This window comes from Streptomyces sp. NPDC096324 (genome assembly GCF_044763015.1).
GTDB lineage: Bacteria > Actinomycetota > Actinomycetes > Streptomycetales > Streptomycetaceae > Streptomyces.
Genome location: NZ_JBIWFK010000009.1, coordinates 162,749 through 182,892 on the forward strand (window position 1 = coordinate 162,749; position 20,144 = coordinate 182,892).

The 20,144-nt window shown below is 71.2% G+C and carries 19 protein-coding genes; 4 read left to right on the plus strand and 15 right to left on the minus strand.

Features of this window, described 5'->3' with window-relative positions; all coding sequences use genetic code 11:
• Positions 1-91: 91 nt before the first annotated feature.
• From yajC to pgsA, 11 genes are all read right to left on the minus strand, one after another.
• Entirely contained in the window at positions 92-610 is a 519-nt protein-coding gene (gene yajC / locus ACIQ7M_RS25645) for a preprotein translocase subunit YajC (protein WP_355774796.1), read from the minus strand.
• Positions 611-785: 175 nt separating this feature from the next.
• Positions 786-1,880 (minus strand): Holliday junction branch migration DNA helicase RuvB, encoded by a 1,095-nt coding sequence (gene ruvB, locus ACIQ7M_RS25650; protein ID WP_355774799.1) that lies wholly within the window; start codon positions 1,878-1,880, stop codon positions 786-788.
• 97 nt (positions 1,881-1,977) lie between these two features.
• Complete coding sequence (ruvA, locus tag ACIQ7M_RS25655) at positions 1,978-2,589, minus strand: Holliday junction branch migration protein RuvA (RefSeq protein WP_355774802.1); 612 nt, start codon at positions 2,587-2,589, stop codon at positions 1,978-1,980.
• Positions 2,586-3,182, minus strand: a complete 597-nt coding sequence (gene ruvC, locus ACIQ7M_RS25660; RefSeq protein ID WP_403648441.1) for a crossover junction endodeoxyribonuclease RuvC — start codon at positions 3,180-3,182, stop codon at positions 2,586-2,588. The genes ruvA and ruvC overlap by 4 nt, the downstream gene beginning before the upstream one ends.
• Before the next feature lie 132 nt (positions 3,183-3,314).
• On the minus strand, positions 3,315-4,067 hold the full coding sequence (locus ACIQ7M_RS25665; RefSeq protein ID WP_355773218.1) for a YebC/PmpR family DNA-binding transcriptional regulator: 753 nt from the start codon (positions 4,065-4,067) through the stop codon (positions 3,315-3,317).
• 77 nt (positions 4,068-4,144) lie between these two features.
• Complete coding sequence (gene pdxT, locus ACIQ7M_RS25670; protein ID WP_403648444.1) at positions 4,145-4,747, minus strand: pyridoxal 5'-phosphate synthase glutaminase subunit PdxT; 603 nt, start codon at positions 4,745-4,747, stop codon at positions 4,145-4,147.
• A 4-nt stretch (positions 4,748-4,751) separates the two neighbouring features.
• Complete coding sequence (gene pdxS, locus ACIQ7M_RS25675; RefSeq protein WP_037621192.1) at positions 4,752-5,666, minus strand: pyridoxal 5'-phosphate synthase lyase subunit PdxS; 915 nt, start codon at positions 5,664-5,666, stop codon at positions 4,752-4,754.
• A gap of 122 nt (positions 5,667-5,788) precedes the next feature.
• Entirely contained in the window at positions 5,789-6,334 is a 546-nt protein-coding gene (locus tag ACIQ7M_RS25680; RefSeq protein ID WP_355773224.1) for a hypothetical protein, read from the minus strand.
• 361 nt (positions 6,335-6,695) lie between these two features.
• Positions 6,696-7,856: a glycosyltransferase family 4 protein gene (locus ACIQ7M_RS25685; protein WP_355773227.1), complete on the minus strand. Its 1,161-nt coding sequence runs from the start codon at positions 7,854-7,856 to the stop codon at positions 6,696-6,698.
• Positions 7,853-8,803: a phosphatidylinositol mannoside acyltransferase gene (locus tag ACIQ7M_RS25690; RefSeq protein WP_403648448.1), complete on the minus strand. Its 951-nt coding sequence runs from the start codon at positions 8,801-8,803 to the stop codon at positions 7,853-7,855. Before ACIQ7M_RS25690 ends, ACIQ7M_RS25685 begins: the two co-directional genes overlap by 4 nt.
• Positions 8,800-9,522 carry a phosphatidylinositol phosphate synthase gene (pgsA, locus tag ACIQ7M_RS25695; protein WP_355773238.1) on the minus strand — a complete coding sequence of 241 codons (723 nt, stop codon included), beginning with the start codon at positions 9,520-9,522 and terminating at the stop codon, positions 8,800-8,802. The genes ACIQ7M_RS25690 and pgsA overlap by 4 nt, the downstream gene beginning before the upstream one ends.
• A 215-nt stretch (positions 9,523-9,737) precedes the next feature.
• On the opposite strand from pgsA, the gene ACIQ7M_RS25700 reads away from it, so the two are divergent.
• Together ACIQ7M_RS25700 and ACIQ7M_RS25705 are read left to right on the plus strand one after the other, a co-directional pair.
• On the plus strand, positions 9,738-11,933 hold the full coding sequence (locus ACIQ7M_RS25700; RefSeq protein WP_403648452.1) for an elongation factor G-like protein EF-G2: 2,196 nt from the start codon (positions 9,738-9,740) through the stop codon (positions 11,931-11,933).
• A 178-nt stretch (positions 11,934-12,111) separates the two neighbouring features.
• Complete coding sequence (locus tag ACIQ7M_RS25705; RefSeq protein WP_355773235.1) at positions 12,112-13,779, plus strand: hypothetical protein; 1,668 nt, start codon at positions 12,112-12,114, stop codon at positions 13,777-13,779.
• A gap of 163 nt (positions 13,780-13,942) precedes the next feature.
• Here ACIQ7M_RS25705 and ACIQ7M_RS25710 read toward each other — a convergent pair whose 3' ends face one another.
• Positions 13,943-14,503, minus strand: a complete 561-nt coding sequence (locus ACIQ7M_RS25710; RefSeq protein ID WP_355771704.1) for an HIT domain-containing protein — start codon at positions 14,501-14,503, stop codon at positions 13,943-13,945.
• Positions 14,504-14,570: 67 nt separating this feature from the next.
• On the opposite strand from ACIQ7M_RS25710, the gene ACIQ7M_RS25715 reads away from it, so the two are divergent.
• Entirely contained in the window at positions 14,571-15,227 is a 657-nt protein-coding gene (locus ACIQ7M_RS25715) for a potassium channel family protein (protein ID WP_403648457.1), read from the plus strand.
• A 42-nt stretch (positions 15,228-15,269) separates the two neighbouring features.
• Here the strand turns inward: ACIQ7M_RS25715 and thrS are convergent, their stop codons facing one another.
• From thrS to ACIQ7M_RS25730, 3 genes are all read right to left on the minus strand, one after another.
• Entirely contained in the window at positions 15,270-17,246 is a 1,977-nt protein-coding gene (thrS, locus tag ACIQ7M_RS25720; RefSeq protein ID WP_355771699.1) for a threonine--tRNA ligase, read from the minus strand.
• 180 nt (positions 17,247-17,426) lie between these two features.
• Positions 17,427-18,644, minus strand: coding sequence for a hypothetical protein (locus ACIQ7M_RS25725; RefSeq protein WP_403648461.1), 1,218 nt, complete (start codon positions 18,642-18,644; stop codon positions 17,427-17,429).
• The gene (locus ACIQ7M_RS25730; protein WP_037621207.1) at positions 18,641-19,207 is read right to left on the minus strand and encodes a DUF4365 domain-containing protein; all 567 of its coding nucleotides are present in this window, start codon (positions 19,205-19,207) and stop codon (positions 18,641-18,643) included. The genes ACIQ7M_RS25725 and ACIQ7M_RS25730 overlap by 4 nt, the downstream gene beginning before the upstream one ends.
• 170 nt (positions 19,208-19,377) lie before the next feature.
• On the opposite strand from ACIQ7M_RS25730, the gene ACIQ7M_RS25735 reads away from it, so the two are divergent.
• Entirely contained in the window at positions 19,378-20,103 is a 726-nt protein-coding gene (locus tag ACIQ7M_RS25735) for a 3'-5' exonuclease (protein WP_355771693.1), read from the plus strand.
• Positions 20,104-20,144 lie beyond the last annotated feature (41 nt).

Here is a 20,144-nt window from a genome sequence, read left to right on the forward strand (position 1 = left end):
GCCATGCCATGGTGTCGGGACTCCGTGCGAGAACAGCACGTCCCGGGAGGTGTGGGGCGCGAGCGGATCGCGCCGTGCTCCCGGTTCGTGACTACTTCGCTTCGGTCCCGCCGTCGGTCTTCTTCGACTCCGCCTCGTCGGCGACGGTCTCGTCGGCCTTCGGCTCGACGGCCGCTTCGACCGGCTTGTCGGCCAGATCCTTCTTGCCGAGGTCGAGGGGCTTGTCGTCGGAGGCGTCGGAAGAGGCGTCGGCGGCGGGCTCGTCGGTCTCGGTGAGGGAGGAGGCGTCGTCCGGCACGACGGTGCCGTCGGCCTTCAGGTCGTGCTCGACGCCGTGGACGATGCGGTTGTACTCGTCGTCCGTGAGGACGGCACCGATCGCGTTCTTCGCGAAGAGCAGGTCCACACCCGGGGCGGCATCAAGGAGAATCGTGTCCTCGTTGACCTCCTTGACGGTGGCGTACATTCCGCCGATCGTGCGCACGCCGGAGCCGGGCTGCAGCTCGTTGCGCATGGAAGCCGCCTGCTGCTGCTTCTTCTTGGCCGACCGGGTCATCAGGAACATGGCCCCGATGAGCACGATGAACGGGAGGAGGGTCACGAGACTCACGGGTCGGAACTTCCTTCTTCGACCGCACCAGGTGAGCGGCCTGCTGGATGGGGGTATGCATGGGGGGTGTGTGCCGTCGCCTAGGGCGGCATCGGCGGAGTCTAAGCGAGTCCGCACTCAGGGAACAACGCTCAGCATGGCACCGGGGTTCCTGCCCCGGTGCGTACGCACGCCGTCACGCCCCGAACAGGTCCTCTTGTCCGTTTCCGCCGGCTGACCGGCGTGGCGGTGTGAGGCCGAGATGCGCCCATGCCGCGGGTGTCGCCACCCGGCCACGGGGAGTGCGGGCGAGGAGTCCCTCTCGTACGAGGAAGGGCTCGGCGACCTCCTCCACGGTCTCACGCTCCTCCCCCACAGCGACAGCGAGTGTGGACAATCCGACAGGACCGCCGCCGAAAAGCTTGATCAGGGCTTCGAGCACCCCGCGGTCGAGCCGGTCGAGACCGCGCGCGTCGACCTCGTAGACCTTCAGTGCCGCGGAGGCGATCTCCCGGGTGATGATCCCGTCCGCTCTGACCTGCGCGTAGTCGCGGACGCGGCGCAGCAGGCGGTTGGCGATGCGGGGCGTGCCGCGGGAGCGGCCGGCGATCTCCGCGGCTCCCTCGGCGCCGATCTCGACGTCCAGGAGACCGGCGGAGCGGTGGACGACGCGCTCCAGCTCGGCGGGTTCGTAGAACTCCATGTGCGCGGTGAAGCCGAAGCGGTCGCGCAGCGGCGGGGGCAGCAGTCCCGCCCTGGTGGTGGCGCCGACCAGGGTGAACGGGGGCAGCTCCAGCGGGATGGCGGTGGCTCCGGGGCCCTTGCCGACGATGACGTCGACGCGGAAGTCCTCCATCGCCATGTAGAGCATCTCCTCGGCGGGCCGGGACATGCGGTGGATCTCGTCGAGGAAGAGGACCTCGCCCTCCTGGAGGGAGGAGAGGATCGCGGCGAGGTCTCCGGCGTGCTGGATGGCGGGGCCGCTGGTGATGCGGATGGGGGCGCCCATCTCGGCCGCGATGATCATGGAGAGGGTGGTCTTGCCGAGACCGGGGGCTCCGGAGAGCAGGACGTGGTCGGCGGTGGCCCCCCGCGCGCGGGCGGCCCGCAGGACCAGGTCGAGCTGCTCGCGCACCTTCTCCTGGCCGATGAACTCGTCCAGGTCCTTGGGGCGCAGCGCGGCCTCGACGGCCTGGTCCTCGCCGTCGGCGACCGAGCGCACCAGCCGCTCGGCGGCGGGTCCGACGAGCCGCTCGTCGGCGGCTTCGTCTGTCGTGTCGTCCCAGTTCATCGGTGGTGCCTCGCGGTCTCGTGGTGGTGGGGCGGTCGGCGGTGACCCGGCCGCGGGCCGCACCGGGGCACGCGCCGGGCCCGGGGGCCGGGGTCGTTCAGCGTGCTCGGTTCAGGGTCTGCAGGGCGGCTCGCAGGAGCTGGCCGACCTGCGGGGTTCCCTCGGCGGCCTCGGCCTGGGGGGCGACCGCGGCGACGGCCTCGTCGGCCTCACGGGTCGCGTACCCGAGGCCGACGAGCGCGGCGTGGAGCTGGTCGCGCCAGCTCGTGGTGACCGCCGTGCCGATGGCCGGGCCGCCGGGGCCGAGCGGTTCGCCGAGCCGGTCCTTGAGCTCGATCAGCAGCTTCTGGGCACCCTTCTTGCCGATGCCGGGGACGGCGATGAGCGCCTTCTCGTCACCGGTGGACACGGCTCGGCGCAGGGCGTCGGGGGCGTGCACGGCGAGCATCGCCTGGGCGAGGCGCGGGCCGACTCCGCTCGCGGTCTGGAGCAGTTCGAAGACCTGGCGCTCGTCGTCGTCGGCGAAGCCGTACAGCGTGAGCGAGTCCTCGCGGACGACCAGGGAGGTGGCGAGCCTGGCCTGCTGTCCGGTGCGGAGCCCGGCGAGCGTGCCCGGCGTGCACTGGACGGAGATGCCGATGCCGCCGACCTCGACGACCGCGGAGTCGGGGGCGAGGGCGGCGACCGGGCCGCTGACGAAGGCGATCATGCGGTACGGCCTTTCGATGCTTGGTGGGAGGCGTGCGCGGCGGCGGCCTGCTGGAGTCTGTTCTGCGCGACGGCCCGGTCGGGCGCGATCGCCGCGGCGGCCTGCTGGAGTCTGTTCTGGGCCGGGGCTCGCCAGATGTGGCAGATGGCGAGCGCGAGGGCGTCCGCCGCGTCGGCGGGCCTGGGCGGCGCGGAGAGCCGGAGCAGGCGGGTGACCATCGCGCCGACCTGGGCCTTGTCCGCGCGGCCGCTGCCGGTGACGGCGGCCTTGACCTCGCTCGGGGTGTGCAGCGCGACGGGGATGCCGCGGCGGGCCGCGCAGAGCATGGCGACGGCGCTGGCCTGGGCGGTGCCCATCACGGTCCGGACGTTGTGCTGGCTGAACACCCGCTCCACGGCGACGTATTCGGGTTCGTACTCGTCGAGCCACTGCTCGATGCCCTGCTCGACGGCGACCAGGCGCAGGCCGAGTTCGGCGTCCGCCGGGGTGCGGACGACTCCGACGCCGCGCATGGTCAGGGGCCGCCCGGCGACTCCCTCCACCACCCCGACACCGCACCGGGTCAACCCGGGGTCAACACCCAGCACCCGCACCCGGGCCTCCTTCGATCCAGCCGGTCGTCGCTGGGGGTCTCCCCAGTTCGTGCAGGCTATCGGGTGCCACTGACACAGCGACGGGCCGACGGGGGGTGTCCCGTCGGCCCGTCGCTTCGAGCAAGCCCTCGGTCAGGCGTCGACCTTCTCCATGACCTCGTCGCTGACGTCGAAGTTGGCGAAGACGTTCTGCACGTCGTCGCTGTCCTCCAGCGCGTCGATCAGCTTGAAGATCTTCCGGGCGCCGTCCTCGTCGAGCTCGACCTGCATGGTCGGGACGAAGTTGGCGTCGGCGGAGTCGTAGTCGATGCCGGCTCCCTGGAGCGCGGTGCGCACCGCGACCAGGTCGGTGGCCTCGGAGAGGACCTCGAAGGCCTCGCCGAGGTCGTTGACCTCCTCGGCGCCCGCGTCGAGCACGGCACCGAGGACGTCGTCCTCGGACAGCTCGCCCTTGGGGACGACGATGACGCCCTTGCGGTTGAAGAGGTACGACACGGAACCCGGGTCGGCCATGCTGCCGCCGTTGCGGGTCATGGCGACGCGCACGTCGGAGGCGGCGCGGTTGCGGTTGTCGGTGAGGCACTCGATGAGCACCGCGACACCGTTCGGGCCGTAACCCTCGTACATGATCGTCTCGTAGTCGGCGCCACCGGCTTCGAGACCGGCGCCGCGCTTGACCGCGGAGTCGATGTTCTTGTTCGGGACCGAGCTCTTCTTCGCCTTCTGGATGGCGTCGAACAGCGTCGGGTTGCCGGACACGTCGGCGCCACCGGTGCGGGCGGCAACCTCGATGTTCTTGATCATCTTCGCGAAGAGCTTGCCGCGCTTGGCGTCGATCACGGCCTTCTTGTGCTTCGTCGTAGCCCATTTAGAGTGGCCGGACATCTGCCTGTCTCCTTCGCGTAACCCAACCTGGACGAACTCCCCCGGCTCGCGGAGCCTGAGGGGACCCCCAGATCCTACTAGGACGCCGCTGTCCGGTTCGCCCGGACCATGTCGACGAACAGGCCGTGCACACGGTGGTCGCCGGTCAGCTCCGGGTGGAACGAGGTGGCGAGCACGTTCCCCTGGCGTACCGCGACGATGTGGCCGCCGTGCTCGGCGAGCACCTCGGTCTCGGCGCCCACGGACTCGACCCAGGGGGCGCGGATGAAGACGCCCTCCACGGGATCGCCCTCGACACCCTCGACGTCGACCGCCGCCTCGAAGGACTCGTTCTGCCGTCCGAAGGCGTTGCGGCGCACGATCATGTCGATGCCGCCGATGGTCTCCTGGCCCGAGCGCGGGTCGAGGATCTTGTCGGCGAGCATGATCATGCCCGCGCAGGTGCCGTAGACGGGCAGGCCCTCGCGGACCCGCTCGCGCAGCGGCTCCATCACTCCGAAGAGGACCGCCAGCTTGGAGATGGTGGTGGACTCGCCGCCGGGTATGACCAGGCCGTCGATCTCGGCGAGCTCCTCGGGCCGCCGCACCGGCCTGGCCACGGCGTCCGCCGCGGCCAGGGCGATGAGGTGTTCCCGTACGTCGCCCTGGAGGGCCAGGACGCCAATGACAGGAGTGCTCATGCGACTACCAGCCGCGGTTGGCGTAGCGCTCGGTCTCGGGGAGGGTGTCGCAGTTGATGCCGACCATGGCCTCGCCGAGGTTGCGGGACGCGTCCGCGATGATCTTCGGGTCGTCGTAGAAGGTGGTGGCCTTCACGATGGCGGCGGCGCGCTTGGCCGGGTCGCCGGACTTGAAGATGCCGGAGCCGACGAAGACACCCTCGGCGCCGAGCTGGCGCATGAGCGCGGCGTCCGCGGGGGTGGCGACACCACCGGCGGAGAACAGCACGACCGGCAGCTTGCCGAGCTCGGCGACCTCCTTGACGAGCTCGTACGGGGCGCGCAGGTCCTTGGCGGCGGCGTACAGCTCGTTGTTGTCGAAGCCGCGCAGGCGGGCGATCTCGTTCTTGATCTGGCGCAGGTGGCGGACGGCCTCGACGACGTTGCCGGTGCCGGCCTCGCCCTTGGAGCGGATCATGGCCGCGCCCTCGGCGATACGGCGCAGGGCCTCGCCCAGGTTGGTGGCGCCGCAGACGAAGGGGGTGGTGAACGCGAACTTGTCGGAGTGGTTGACCTCGTCGGCCGGGGTGAGGACCTCGGACTCGTCGATGTAGTCGACGCCGAGGGACTGCAGGACCTGGGCCTCGACGAAGTGGCCGATGCGGGACTTGGCCATCACGGGGATGGAGACCGCCTCGATGATCTCCTCGATCATGTTCGGGTCCGACATCCGGGCGACTCCGCCGTCCTTGCGGATGTCGGCGGGAACCCGCTCCAGGGCCATGACGGCCACGGCGCCGGCGTCCTCGGCGATCTTCGCCTGCTCGGCGTTGACCACGTCCATGATCACGCCGCCCTTGAGCTGCTCGGCCATGCCGCGCTTCACACGGGCGGTACCGATCGCGGTGTTCTCGGCGGAGTTGGGGAGGGTGCTCGACACGGGTTGACCTCACTCGGGGAAAGGGGATTTCTGCAGCTCCGAGGAAACGCGACGCGACCAGTCCACTGCAAGGGCCAATGGGGAGGCGGTGGATCGTTTTCCCTGCCGCCCTCCCGTGTCCATCAGCTCGTCGGGCGGTCCGCCAGGGCCGTCGGGGGCTCGTCGTCCATCTCGAAGGCCATGGGGAACGGGGCGTGGCCCGCGAGGCGGAACCAGCGGACCTTGCGGTGCCGGCGCAGGGCGCGGGCGGCGCGTACGGCGTCGTTGTGGAAGCGCCGCGCCATCGGCACCCGGCGCACGGCCTGGGCCAGCTCGCCGGCCGCCTCCTCACCACCGGGCACCTCGCGCACGGCCTCGACCTGCTGGGTCTCCCCGAAGACCGCCCGCAATGCCTGGCTCAGCTCGCTCTCGGCCACCTCGCGCTGTTCCTCCTCGGCCTGCCGGGCCGCGTGCGCCGCCTCGTAGAGCACGATCGAGGCGGCCGGGTCGAGCACCCCGGAGGTGGCGAGCTCCTGCGCCACGGAGGCCCGGCGCAGCAACTGCGCGTCGAGGGCGGCGCGGGCGGCGTCGATACGGGCGTGCAGCCGGTCGAGACGCCCGGCGGTCCAGCTCAGGTAGAGGCCGATCGCGACGAGGCCGACGAGGATCCAGATGAGGGTTGCGGTCACGGGCGGCAAGGCTACCCGTGCCGATCACCACTCCACCGGGGCCGCGTACGGGGCGAGCCGGCGCACGGGGCCGCGCACGGGTCGGGCGGGCCCCGCTGGTGTCACTCGCGGGCCAGGCCGGGGGCCAGGTCAGCCCGGGGCGGACCCGAGCCAGGGCAGCAGACCGGAACCGGGCTGGGTCAGGTCAGGTCAGGTCAGGTCAGGCTGGAGCCGGTGGCCCCGGGCCTCGGAAATCCCGGTCCACCGGAAGCTCCGGTCCACCGGGGACCCTGGCTCACTGGAGACCCTGGTCCACCCGAGGCTCCGGTCCACCGCAGACCCCGGTTCACCGCACACCCTGGTTCCGGCGGCCCGGTGGCCGTCAGTCTCGGGCCAGGCCGAAGCGGGCCCGGAGGCCTGTGCGTTCGTCCGTGGCCACCGCGGCGGCGCCGTCCGTCACCGTCTCGTACACGGCCAGGATGTCCGCCCCGACCGTGGACCAGTCGAAGCGCCGTACGTGCTCGCTCCCCCGCTCGCGCAGGACGGCGCGGCGGTCCGGGTCGGCCAGCAGCCGCAGCGCGGCGGCGGCCAGGTCGTCCGCGTCCTCGTTGGCGAAAAGCTCGCCCGCCGAGCCCTGGTCGAGGACCTGGGCGAACGCGTCGAGATCCGCGGCGAGCACGGGCGCCCCGGCGGACATCGCCTCGACCAGGATGATCCCGAAGCTCTCGCCGCCGGTGTTGGGCGCGACGTACAGGTCGACGCTGCGCAGGAGACGGGCCTTGTCCTCGTCGCTGACCATGCCGAGGAACTCGACGCGCGAGCGCATCTCGGCGGGCAGTGACGCCACGGCCTCCTCCTCGTCGCCGCGCCCGGCGACCAGCAGCCGTGTCCGGGGACGCTCGGCCAGGATCGTGGGCAGCGCCCTCATGAGCACCGGCAGGCCCTTGCGGGGCTCGTCGATGCGGCCGATGAAGCCGATGGTGTCGCCCTGCCACTCGGGCTTGGGCTTGGCGCGGGCGAAGAAGTCGACGTCGACGCCGTTCGGGATGACGACCGCGTCCCCGCCGAGGTGCTCGACCAGGGTGCGCCGGGCGTACTCGCTCACCGCGATCCGCGCGCTGATCTTCTCCAGGGCGGCCTGGAGGATCGAGTACGCGGCGACCATCGCCCTGGAGCGCGGGTTCGAGGTGTGGAAGGTCGCGACGATCGGCCCCTGGGCCGCCCAGCACGTGAGCAGGCCGAGCGACGGCGAGGACGGCTCGTGGATGTGGACCACGTCGAAGGTGCCGTCGTGCAGCCAGCGCCGTACCCGGGCCGCCGACAGGAAGCCGAAGTTCAGCCGCGCCACCGAGCCGTTGTACGGGACCGGGACCGCGCGGCCCGCCGAGACGACGTACGGGGGCAGGGGTGTGTCGTCGTCCGCGGGGGCGAGGACGGAGACCTCGTGCCCCAGACCGATGAGGTGCTCGGCCAGGTCGCGGATGTGGAACTGGACGCCGCCCGGGACGTCCCAGGAGTACGGGCAGACGATGCCGATCCTCACGAGGCCCTCTTCTCGGGATCCTGCGCGTCGGACCCCTCGCGGGGAGCCTTCCCGGCGTCGAGGTCCTTGAGCCACAGCCGCTGCAACATGTGCCAGTCCTCCGGGTGCTCGGCGATGCCGTCGGCGAAGGCGTCGGCCAGCGCCTGTGTCATGACGGAGGTCTTCTCGGCCCGGCTGCCCGACTCGGGGACCTCGACGGGCGGATGCACCTGACCGCGCATCACGGGAGAGTCGTCGTACCAGAGCGTGACCGGCAGGAGGAGGGCGCCGGTCTGCTGGGCGAGCAGGGCCGGTCCCGCGGGCATCCGGGTCGTCTCGCCGAAGAACTCCACCTCGACGCCCGAGGCGGACAGGTCCCGTTCGGCGACCAGGCAGATCAGCCCGCCCTCGCGCAGCCGCCGGGCCAGCGTGCCGAACGCGGCACCCCCGCTGTGCGGCAGGACCTCCATGCCGAGGCCCTCGCGATAGGCGACGAAACGGTCGTACAGCGATTCGGGCTTGAGGCGCTCGGCGACGGTCGTGAACGGCGTCTTCAGTCCGGTGGTGACCCAGGCGCCGGCGAGATCCCAGTTCGCCATGTGCGGAAGGGCCAGGATGACGCCCCGGTCGGAGGCGATCCCGTCGGTCAGGTGGTGCACGTCCTTGACCTCGAACCCGTTCGTCACCCGCTCCTCGCTCCACGCGGGAAGCCGGAACGACTCCATCCAGTAGCGCAGGTACGAGCGCATGCCGGCCCGGGAGAGCTCCGCGAGCCGCTGCGGCGTCGCGTCCGGCACCACGCGCGCGTAGTTGCTCTCCAGGCGCCGGACCCCCTTGCCGCGCCGCTTCCACGCGATGTCGGCGATCGTGCGGCCGAGGCCCACGGCGACCGGCTCGGGAAGCTTCTTGACGACGCCCCAGCCCAAGGCGTACGCGCCGTCGACCAGCCTGTCGCGCAGGCTCGTCACGAGGTGGCCTCACTGTTCTGGGCGGCGACCTCGGCGTCCGCCTCGGCGGCCTCCCGGCGCACGGTGACGACCCGCTGGATCAGCGTGACGAGGCTGCCGACGGCGACGATCCACAGCGCGATGGGCAGCAGCACCTGGATGCCGGGCACACCGAACGTGTGCAGACCCGCCAGGCCGGCGGCGACCAGCGAGATCACCAGCCGCTCCGCGCGCTCGACGAGACCGTTGACCGCGACCGGCAGACCGATCGACTCGCCGCGTGCCTTGGTGTACGAGACCACCTGGCCACTGGCGAGACAGAAGATCGACACGGCGCACAGGACGTTGTCGTCGCCGTTGCCCGCGTACCAGAGCGCGAAGCCGCCGAAGATCGCGCCGTCGGCGACCCGGTCGAGCGTGGAGTCCAGGAAGGCGCCCCAGCGGCTGGAGCGGCCGAGCTGGCGCGCCATGTTCCCGTCGACCAGGTCGGAGAACACGAAGAGCGTGATGACGATCGTTCCCCAGAAGAACTCGCCCCGGGGAAAGAAGACCAGCGCGCCCGCCATGACTCCGGCGGTGCCCAGGAGGGTGACCGTGTCGGGGCTCACCCCCCGGCGGACGAGAAACGCGGCGAACGGTGTGAGGACACGCGTGAAGAATGCACGCGCGTACTTGTTCAGCATGGCCTTCCCGAGGGTCGGTGTCGCCGGGCGGCCCCTGCTGGCCGTCGGCTGGCCCATCGTAGCCACGCGTGCGCTTGTGCGATGGCCGGGCACCCGCCCCCCGTGTCACGACCCGATGCCGCCGGTGTCACGGCGGGATCGCGTCCCTTGTATGGACGCACAGTGACGCGAGTGCAAAGCTCGAAGGACCGCGGGCGTCACCGGAGCCGCCGCACGCGGCCCCGGCATGTCCCGCGCCCACAGAGACCTCACCGTGCACGGGAGGCAAGGCCATGGGCGACAAGGCGAATACACACCCCGGAGCCGCCGGCAGGGCTACGGCGGCCGACCACCCCGCGTCCGTACGGAATGTGGTGCTGGTCGGCCACAGCGGATCGGGCAAGACGACATTGGTGGAGGCTCTCGCGCTGACGGCGGGAGCGGTGAACCGGGCGGGCCGCGTGGAGGACGGCGGCACCGTCTCGGACTACGACGAGATCGAGCACCGGCAGCAGCGTTCGGTGCAGCTCTCCCTGGTGCCCGTCGACTGGGACGGGTTCAAGATCAACATTCTCGACACACCCGGTTACGCCGACTTCGTCGGCGAACTGAGGGCCGGTCTGCGAGCGGCGGACGCGGCCCTCTTCGTCGTCTCGGCCTCGGACGGGGTGGACGGCTCGACCCGGATGCTGTGGGAGGAGTGCGCGGCCGTCGGGATGCCGCGGGCCATCGTGGTCACCCATCTCGAATCGGCCAGGTCGGACTTCGAGGAGATGACCGCGACCTGCGCCCGGGCGTTCGGCGCGGACGACCCCGACGCCGTACTGCCGCTCTACCTCCCGCTGCACGGCGCCGCGGGACCGGACGGGCACGCGCCCGTCACCGGCCTGATCGGCCTGCTCACCCAGCAGTTGTTCGACTACTCCTCCGGGGAGCGCAAGGAGGCGGACCCGGGACCCGAGCAGCAGCCGCTCATCGAGACGGCCCGCAACCGGCTGATCGAGGGGATCATCGCCGAGAGCGAGGACGAGACGCTCATGGACCGCTACCTCGGCGGCGAGGAGATCGACCTCAAGACACTCGTGCAGGACCTCGAACGGGCCGTGGCCCGCGGGAGCTTCTTCCCCGTACTGGCCGCCGCGCCCGCCGCCGAGGGAGCCCGGCAGGGGCTCGGCACGGTCGAGCTCCTCGAACTGATCACGGGCGGCTTCCCGACCCCGCTGGAGCGCCCGGCGCCCGCCGTGACCACACCGGACGGCGCACCCCGCGAGGTGACGGCCTGCGACCCGGACGGACCGCTGGTCGCGGAGGTCGTGAAGACCGCGTCCGACCCCTACGTCGGCCGGGTCTCCCTGGTCCGCGTCTTCTCCGGAACCCTTCGCCCCGACGCGACGGTGCACGTCTCCGGGCACGGGCTCACCGACCGCGGGCACGAGGACCACGACGTCGACGAGCGGATCGGCGCCCTGTCCGCGCCGTTCGGCAAACAGCAGCGCGCCCTCACCCACTGCATCGCGGGCGACCTCGCCAGTGTGGCGAAGCTGAGCCGCGCCGAGACCGGGGACACCCTTTCGGCCAAGGACGACCCGCTGCTGATGGAGCCGTGGCAGATGCCCGACCCGCTGCTCCCGCTCGCCATCGAGGCGCACAGCAAGGCGGACGAGGACAAGCTCTCCCAGGGGCTCGGCCGGCTCGTGGCCGAGGACCCCACCATGCGCCTGGAGCAGAACCAGAACACCCATCAGGTCGTCCTGTGGTGCCTGGGCGAGGCGCACGCGGACGTCGCCCTGGAACGGCTGCGCAACCGCTACGGCGTGCAGGTCGACGTGGTGCCGCACAAGGTGTCCCTGCGCGAGACGTTCGCCGGCCCGTCCACCGGGCGCGGCCGCCATGTCAAACAGTCCGGCGGGCACGGCCAGTTCGCGATCTGCGAGATCGAGGTCGAACCGCTGCCGAACGGCTCGGGCATCGAGTTCGTGGACAAGGTCGTCGGAGGCGCCGTGCCCCGGCAGTTCATCCCCTCCGTCGAGAAGGGGGTGCGCGCCCAGGCGGCCAAGGGCGTGGTCGCCGGCTATCCGCTCATCGACGTGCGCGTCACGCTGAAGGACGGCAAGGCGCACTCCGTGGACTCCTCCGACGCCGCGTTCCAGACGGCGGGCGCGCTCGCGCTGCGCGAGGCGGCCCGTGAGGCCACGATCCATCTCCTGGAGCCGGTGGCGGAGGTGACCGTCCTGGTCGGCGACGACTACGTGGGTCCGGTGATGAGCGACCTGTCGGGACGACGCGGCCGGGTGGTCGGCACCGAGCAGGCGGCGGGCGGGCGCACGCTGGTGCGCGCCGAGGTGCCCGAGATCGAGATCGGGCGGTACGCCGTCGACCTGCGGTCCGTCTCGCACGGCACCGCGCGCTTCGACCGGTCCTACGCACGGCACGAACCCATGCCGCAGCACATCGCCGAGCGGCTCCGCGAACAGGAAGCGGGTACCTGAGAGCCGGGGTGCCCCGGGCACTCCGGCGGGGGTTTCATCCGTCGGTGGGCGGCTTCGGCCGTCCACCGACGGATGTCGGCCGCGGCCGATACTCTGAGAACTGATCAAGACGAAGACCTGATCAACAGGTGTGCGGGACACCGAAGTCGGGAAGGCCGCAGGAGCGGGTGCGGCGGCGATGGGGGCGGAAGTGGCATTCGAGGGTTTCGATTTCACTCCCGGGGCGCAGGTGCCGCTCACGGGCTCCGCGGGGCAGACGGCGGCGACGTTCGCCCTGGCCTCGGCCGCGTACCGCGACAGTCCGATGGAGGAGATCCTCAAGGCCGACAACGAATGGCACCAGTCCACGGTGAAGGCCGGCCGGATCAAGCTGTTCGCGCCGAATCTCGGGGAAGCCTTCGCGGGTGCCGTCACGGCCCGCATGCTGGGCAAGGGCCGCGCTCCGCTGATCCAGTCCTTCGGCACCGAGCCGCAGGTCGTCGTGGAGCACTGTCTCGCGGCCACCAACATCCGCCGGGAGCGCGACAATTGGCTCTCCGCCGTCATGGTGCTGTGCGGACTGCTGTTCCTGCCGGGGCTGCTGGTGTGGCTGATGGCCTTTCAGATCCGTACGCAGATCGCCAAGCGCACGGACAGGCGGGGCTCCGCGCTCGGCACCACGCTCCTGCTCGCGGTCGGCGCCCTGGCCGTCCTCTTCCTCGTCCGCATGCCGTTCACCGGCTTCTGGGCCTGGTACGCGCGGGCCGCGGTGGTCCTCCCGGTCGTGGGCTGGCTGTGGGCGAAGCGGATCTGCGAGCGCACCGCCAAGGATCTGCGGGAGCGCTGGGACAGCCTGCTGTCGGGCGGCGGCATCGGCGCGAAGATTCCCGAGGCGGTTCCCGGCAGCCCCGGGGAGACGGCGGCGGAGCAACTGCGCCAGTCGCTCGCCCGGCTCACCGCTGAGCAGCAGTCCAACTCGGTCTTCTACGCGGGCCCCAAGGGCATACTCGGCATGGGCACCCGCTGGGGGAGCTGGCAGCTCGCCGAGGACCTGGTGGCGCTGGACGAGAAGAAGGAGATCCATCCGTTCCGGAGCTGGGACGTCATCCGCAACGTCCACGACCAGTTGCGCATGCTGGAGCGCGGCCCGCTCAACACCGGTGGTTTTCCGGCGCCTTCGATAAAGCACTGGATCGTCACCCCGATCGGCGAGGGCGCGAAGGCGGTGTCCCGGCCGGGCGGCACGGATGTGGACGCGTACACGATCAAGACGCACGCCGTGCAGGACATCTGCAACAAGCAGCAGTTCGGCAGCGGGGACCGGCACTATCTCGGGGTCCAGTGGACGCTCTGGGACGGCCAGTTGGTCATCACCATGATGATCACGGTGACCGTGCTGCACCAGACGCTGCGCATCGAGGTGACCGGTCACGCGCTGGGTCCGGTGAATCCGCTGTTCACCAGCAAGCCGGAGGCTCCCACCAAGGAGGTCGCGAAGGCCGTCAAGTTCTGGGAGACCCGCAAGGTGAGCCTGCCGCTGGTCACCGCGGACGAGGTCGTGCGACTCGCGGCGCGGGCGCCGCTCACCTGGTATCCGCCGCTGCTGAACTGGGTCGGCGGAAGTCTGGCGCTGCCCGAGCCCTTCGGGCTGCGGCACGCCTGGGCCGATCAGCCGTGGCGGCACCGTTTCATGGCGGACGACGCGCTGCGGGCGGCGGCGCCGGTGCTGCGCGTGGTGCACTCGGCGGCGATCAAGGTCCTCGCGGAGAACGGCGTCGACACGGAGAAGTTCGGCAACCGCTCGTCGTTCCTCAGCACGGCGGTGCAGGATCTCTCGCCGCGCAAGGCCGACCTGTACGACGCGTAGCCGCTGGCCGGGCACGCGGCCTGCGCGGCGGGCACGCGGACGCACGGGCGGGGGCGTCCCGCCCAGGCCTCGCGCGGTGCGGGCCCGGACGAGCCGCGAGGCCGGACGGGCCCGGAGGCGGCGACGGACGGGGCGCCCGACGGGTGGGCACCCCGGACCGGGGCTACGCGCTGGGCCAGGCCTCCGCCAGCATCTTGCGGGTGTCCGCGAGAAGCTGCGGCAGGACCTTGGTGTGGCCGACGACGGGCATGAAGTTGGTGTCGCCGCCCCAGCGGGGCACGATGTGCTGGTGCAGATGGGCGGCGATGCCGGCGCCCGCGACCGTCCCCTGGTTCATGCCGATGTTGAATCCGTGCGCGCCGGAGGCGGTACGCAGGGCGGTCATGGCCTGCTTGGTCAGCTCACCGAGCTCGGCCGTCTCCGGCCCCGTGAGGTCCGTGTAGTCGGCGACGTGCCGGTAGGGCACGACCATCAGGTGCCCGCCGTTGTACGGGTAGAGGTTGAGCACGGCGTACACGTGCTCCCCGCGCCTCACGATCAGCCCGTCCTCGTCGGACTTGGCCGGTATCGAGCAGAACGGACAACCGTCGTCGGCACCCGGGCCGGTGGGCTTGTTCTCGCCCTGGATGTAGGCCATCCGGTGGGGCGTCCAAAGGCGCTGGAACGCGTCCTGCGTTCCCACTCCGATCTGCTGCTCCGGCTCACTCGTCATGTGTTGCAGCATATTGCTTCGCCCGTTCGCGGCGTGTCGGCGGGTGCCGGGCAAAGGAGCCTGCGGCCAAGCTGTGGCCATGGACGACGACAGCCCGATGACCCGCTGGGAGCGCCGCACGGAGGTGCCGCTGGCGATCGGGTCACTGCTGTTCCTCGCCGGGTACGCGGTGCACGTCCTGGGGCACGATCTGCCCGAGGACGTACGCGAGGCCTGTGTCTCGTTGGTCATGGCCATCTGGGCGGTGTTCCTCGCCGACTACCTGGTGCGCTGGCGGCTGAGCGGGCAGGGCCGGCGGTTCGTCCGGCGTCACCTGCTGGACACCGTGGTGCTCGTCCTGCCGCTGCTGCGGCCGCTGCGGGTCGTCAAGCTCTACGACTCCGTGCTGCGGCGCCGCGGAGAGCCCCACCTCCCGCTGTACTCACGGGTGATCTTCTACGCGAGCCTCTCGGTCCTGCTGCTCGGCTTCTCGGGCGCCCTCGCCGTCTACCAGGCCGAGTACAGGGCGCCGCACGCGACGATCGTCACCTTCGGCGACTCGGTGTGGTGGGCCGCCTCCACGCTCGCGACGGTCGGGTACGGGGATGTGACGCCGGTGACGCCGAGGGGGCGGACGATCGCGGTCGCCATGATGGCGTGCGGTCTCGGACTGCTCGGCGCGGTGACGGGGTCGTTCTCCTCGTGGCTGTTGCAGCGGTTCTCGCGGGAGGGCGACGAGAAGCCCCCGGGAAGCTAGCTTCCCGGGGGCTGTCGTCTCGGCCGAGGCTTGCCGGCCGGGTCAGATCTGGGCGCGCTCCTCGACGACCTTCGCGATCTTGGCGATGGCCTCGGCGAGGGGGATGCCGTTCTCCTGGGAGCCGTCGCGGTAGCGGAAGGAGACGGCGCCGGCGGCCATGTCCTCGTCGCCCGCGATGACCATGAAGGGCACCTTCTGCTTCTGCGCGTTGCGGATCTTCTTCTGCATCCGGTCCGAGGACGAGTCGACCTCGACGCGCAGGCCCTGCTTCTTGGCCTCGGCGGCGAACTTCTGGAGGTACTCCACGTGCGCGTCGCCGATCGGGATGCCGATCGCCTGGACGGGCGCCAGCCACGCCGGGAACGCGCCCGCGTAGTGCTCCAGGAGCACGGCGAAGAAGCGCTCGATGGAGCCGAAGAGCGCGCGGTGGATCATGACCGGGCGCTGCTTGGAGCCGTCGGGGCCGGTGTACTCCAGGTCGAAGCGCTCGGGCAGGTTGAAGTCGAGCTGCACGGTCGACATCTGCCAGGTACGGCCGATGGCGTCCTTGGCCTGCACGGAGATCTTCGGGCCGTAGAAGGCGGCGCCGCCCGGGTCCGGGACCAGCGGGAGGCCCTGCTTCTCGGCGACCTGGCGCAGCGTCTCGGTGGCCTCTTCCCAGATCTCGTCCGAGCCGACGAACTTCTCCGGGTCCTTGGTGGACAGCTCCAGGTAGAAGTCGGTGAGGCCGTAGTCGCGCAGGAGGTTCAGGACGAAGGTGAGCGTCTTGTCGAGCTCGTCCGCCATCTGCTCCTTGGTGCAGTAGATGTGCGCGTCGTCCTGGGTGAAGCCCCGGGCGCGGGTCAGGCCGTGCACGACGCCCGACTTCTCGTACCGGTACACGGTGCCGAACTCGAACAGGCGCAGCGGCAGTTCACGGTACGAGCGGCCGCGCGCGTCGAAGATCAGGTTGTGCATCGGGCAGTTCATGGGCTTGAGGTAGTAGTCCACGCCCTCGTCGAGCTGCATGGGCGGGTACATGCCGTCGGCGTACCAGTCCAGGTGGCCCGAGGTCTCGAAGAGCTTCCCCTTGGTGGCGTGCGGGGTGTAGACGAACTCGTAGCCCTCCTCCTCGTGCCGGCGGCGCGAGTAGTCCTCCATGACCCGGCGGATGATGCCGCCCTTGGGGTGGAAGACGGCGAGGCCGGAACCGATCTGCTCCGGGATGGAGAACAGGTCCAGCTCGTTGCCCAGCTTGCGGTGGTCGCGCTTCTCGGCCTCGGCGAGGAATTCCAGGTGCGCCTTCAGCTCCTCCTTGGAGGGCCAGGCGGTGCCGTAGATGCGCTGGAGCATGGGGTTCTTCTCGCTGCCGCGCCAGTACGCGGCGGCGTTGCGCATCAGCTTGAACGCCGGGATGTTGCGGGTGGTGGGCAGGTGGGGACCGCGGCAGAGGTCCTTCCAGCACAGCTCGCCGGTCTTGGCGTCGAGGTTGTCGTAGATGGTCAGCTCGCCGCCGCCCACCTCGACGTTCGCGCCGTCGTCCGTGGAGGCGGCGCCCTTGATGCCGATGAGCTCCAGCTTGTACGGCTCGGCCGCGAGCTCCTCGCGGGCGTCCTCGTCGGTGACGACACGGCGGGAGAAGCGCTGCCCGCGCCGCTGGATCTCCTGCATCTTCTTCTCGACGGCCTTGAGGTCCTCGGGCGTGAAGGGCTTCTCCACGTCGAAGTCGTAGTAGAAGCCGTCCTTGACCGGCGGGCCGATGCCCAGCTTGGCGTCGGGGAAGAGCTCCTGCACGGCCTGGGCCATGACGTGCGCGGTGGAGTGGCGCAGGATGTTCAGGCCGTCCTCGGAGGAGATCTCGACCGGCTCGACCTCCTCGCCGTCCCGCACCTCGTACGCGAGGTCCTTCAGCTCGCCCGCGACACGGGCCGCGACGACGGTGCGCTCGCCGGTGAAGAGGTCGGCGGCCGTAGTGCCCGTCGTCACCACACGTTCTTCCCGCTCGGAATCGCGTTGGATGATCACACGGACGTCTGACACCGGTCTCTCCTGACTGAAGGGGTGCCACACCACATACGGGATGGCATGGCAATGCCCCGAATCCTACCGAGCCCGGGGTCCCCTCCGCGAAACGGTTGTGGACAGGGCGCCCCGGTCCGCGCCGGACACGGGTCCCGGCCCTCGCCGCGCACGCGCCCGGCCCTCCCCGCGCGGGTGCCCTCAGTCCTCGTTGCAGGCCTCCTCGAAGAAGTCCAGATTCTCCTGGAGCGACTTCATCAGCCGGTCCCGTTCGGCCTCGTCCACCTGGACGGGTACGACACCGGTGGCGTCCGTGAGCCTGCGGAAGCCGCCGCGGCTCTCCAGGCGGCCGTGCACCCGCACGGGCAGCCCCACCAGATGGGCCTGGCCCGCTATCCGGTACGCCTCCTCGTCGAGGGTCATCCGCACATGCGGGACCTCGGCGCCGGCGATGACCCGCAGCCGTACCGTGCCGGCCCCGCGCGGACCCGACCGGCGCATCCGGACCACGGCACCGGTGAGCCGCACCGGCACGGACGGTTCCTCGCGCAGATAGCGGGCCCCGGCCTCGCGCAGGACGGGCAGGTCGCCGGGCGAGAACTCGACGGGCTCCGCGGGATGCGTGCCGCCCTCGGGGACGCCCGCGGCGGGTGACCACTCGACGGTGACGCGGGCGCCCTCGGTGCCCCGGACGAGGGTCACCAGGGCTTCCATCAGTTCATGGCTGGCGCCCGCCTCGACGGCGGCGTCGAAGGCGTCCATGCCGCCGGTGGCCCGCTGGTAGTCGATGGCCTCGCGGGCCGCGCACAGCGCCTCGTGCAGCCGTACGGCGAGGGGCCGGCCGGAGGTGACGGGAACGAAAGCCGTGAGGCCCCGCCCGCCCGGTTCCGCGCCGACCAGGACGTTCTCCAGGGAGGCGGTGGCCGCTCTGCGGTGCCGGGCGCCGTAGTAGCCGGCACGCGCGTGCGCGGCGAGCGCCCCGGCGAGCAGCATCTGGCGGGCGGCCCCGCGGGTCTGTTCCTCGACCGTCCAGGGCGCCGCGCCCACGGGACCGGTCGGCACGTCCCGCCACCAGTGGATCTCGTCGCTGGGCACGGCGAGCGCGACGAGTACGTCCCGCGCGGCCGGGGAGCCGCTGCGGGAGAGCGCGACGAGGGCCTCGCCGAGGAGGTCGTCGCTGTCGGGGAAGGCCCGGTTCTCCGGCACCAGAAGGCTGGTGCCGCCGCCCCCGGGCCCGGGTGGGGTCCACCTGCCGTACCGCCCGGCCGCTCCCCCGCGCCGCTGCCAGCCGTGCCGCCGCAGCAGCGCGCCTAGCACGGCCGGGTCCACCTGGTCGGGCGCCGGCGGATCGTTCCAGAAGGCTTCGGCGGGGTGCGGCCTGACCGGCCGGAGCGCCTCGTCGATGGGGCGGTGTGTCATGGTCTGCCTCCCGTCCCGACCCGCGTCATGATCTCGCACAGGGCCCGGTCGTCGAAGATCCGGGCCGTCGGGATCCGGACGGTGGTCCGGCGCCGGCCCGTGATGGCGTGTCCGGCGAGGTTGATCCAGTAGCAGCAGTGCCGCAGGTCGAGCCGGTCGTGGCTGGCACGCAGCCAGTCGTCCTGGGATCTGGGCACGAGCATCACGACCAGGATCTTGTGCACCGAGACCGGGGTGCGCGCGAGCTTCGCCAGGTGCTCGTTGTCGAGCGTGAAGGAGAAGGCGGGCCCCGGGGGGTTGGGCGGGATCTGGTACGTGCACTTGAGCTGCACCTTGATGGTGACTTCGTCGTCGACCGTGTGCCCGGGGGCGCTGTGGCTGACGTGCCAGTCGATGCCGTTGTCGGGAAACGGCTGGGACAGTGAACAGCCCGCGGCCGCCGCGACGGCGTGCAAGTAGCCCACCTGCAAGGTCTCCATGCAGGCGGTGGTGGCGAGTGAGCCGCGATGGGGTGCCGTCCGCTGGGGCAGCAGCCCGCCCCGTTCGGGCTGCGCGAGTGCCATGAGTCCAACAGCCTTCCAGACGTGATGTATCCCCGCGACGGGTCGCTGAACTGCAAAGACCCGTACCTCTGTTGTCTCCTTCCGGCGTACGGCGCAAACGGGCCGGGTATCACCAAACGGGCAGAAGACGGTACGTCAGCTGCCGTGGGTGAACGAGGAGTTGTGTACGTATGACGTGCTGGTACGAAGGCCCTTTGGCCGCGTTCGACACGGAGACCACGGGCGTGGACGTCGAGACCGACAGGATCGTGTCGGCCGCCGTCGTCGTCCAGGACGCCCCGGGAGCCCGTCCGCGGGTGACCCGATGGCTGGTGAACCCTGGAGTGCCGGTGCCCGCGGGGGCGACGGCGGTGCACGGGCTCACGGACGAACATCTGCAGCGCAACGGCCGCTGGCCGTCGCCCGTGATGGAGGAGATAGCGCGGGAGCTGAGTGAACAGGCCACGGCGGGGCGGCCGCTGGTGGTGATGAACGCCCCGTTCGATCTGACGCTGCTGGACCGGGAGTTGCGCAGGCACCGAGCCTCGTCCCTCGACCGCTGGTTCGAGTCGGCGTCGCTGCGCGTGCTCGATCCGCGCGTCCTCGACAAGCATCTGGACCGCTATCGCAAGGGCCGCCGCACCCTGACGGATCTGTGCGCGCACTACGAGGTGCCGCTGGAGGGCGCGCACGACGCGGCGGCCGACGCGCTGGCCTCGATGGAGGTCGTCCGTGCGGTGGGGCGCCGTTTCGCGGCCCGTCTCGAGCGGCTGTCGCCGTCCGAGCTGCACACGCTCCAGGCGGTGTGGCACGCGGCGCAGGCGCGCGGGCTGCAGGCCTGGTTCGCGCGCAGCGGTTCACCGGAGGCGGTGGATCCGGCGTGGCCACTGCGCCCGGATCTGCAGGCGGCGGCCTGAGCGGGCGCTGCCCGAGCGAGCGGGCACGGCCCGACCGGGCG

Excerpts from the sequence above, each read along its gene's own strand:
- ACIQ7M_RS25700 (WP_403648452.1), top strand. The coding sequence starts at position 9,738 with ATGGGCGACAAGGCGAATACACACCCCGGAGCCGCCGGCAGGGCTACG.
- pgsA (WP_355773238.1), bottom strand. The coding sequence starts at position 9,522 with ATGGGCCAGCCGACGGCCAGCAGGGGCCGCCCGGCGACACCGACCCTC.
- ACIQ7M_RS25725 (WP_403648461.1), bottom strand. The coding sequence starts at position 18,644 with ATGACACACCGCCCCATCGACGAGGCGCTCCGGCCGGTCAGGCCGCAC.
- ruvA (WP_355774802.1), bottom strand. The coding sequence starts at position 2,589 with ATGATCGCCTTCGTCAGCGGCCCGGTCGCCGCCCTCGCCCCCGACTCC.
- ACIQ7M_RS25735 (WP_355771693.1), top strand. The coding sequence starts at position 19,378 with ATGACGTGCTGGTACGAAGGCCCTTTGGCCGCGTTCGACACGGAGACC.
- ACIQ7M_RS25715 (WP_403648457.1), top strand. The coding sequence starts at position 14,571 with ATGGACGACGACAGCCCGATGACCCGCTGGGAGCGCCGCACGGAGGTG.
- ACIQ7M_RS25730 (WP_037621207.1), bottom strand. The coding sequence starts at position 19,207 with ATGGCACTCGCGCAGCCCGAACGGGGCGGGCTGCTGCCCCAGCGGACG.
- pdxT (WP_403648444.1), bottom strand. The coding sequence starts at position 4,747 with ATGAGCACTCCTGTCATTGGCGTCCTGGCCCTCCAGGGCGACGTACGG.
- ACIQ7M_RS25705 (WP_355773235.1), top strand. The coding sequence starts at position 12,112 with ATGGGGGCGGAAGTGGCATTCGAGGGTTTCGATTTCACTCCCGGGGCG.
- ruvB (WP_355774799.1), bottom strand. The coding sequence starts at position 1,880 with ATGAACTGGGACGACACGACAGACGAAGCCGCCGACGAGCGGCTCGTC.
- ACIQ7M_RS25710 (WP_355771704.1), bottom strand. The coding sequence starts at position 14,503 with ATGCTGCAACACATGACGAGTGAGCCGGAGCAGCAGATCGGAGTGGGA.
- ACIQ7M_RS25665 (WP_355773218.1), bottom strand. The coding sequence starts at position 4,067 with ATGTCCGGCCACTCTAAATGGGCTACGACGAAGCACAAGAAGGCCGTG.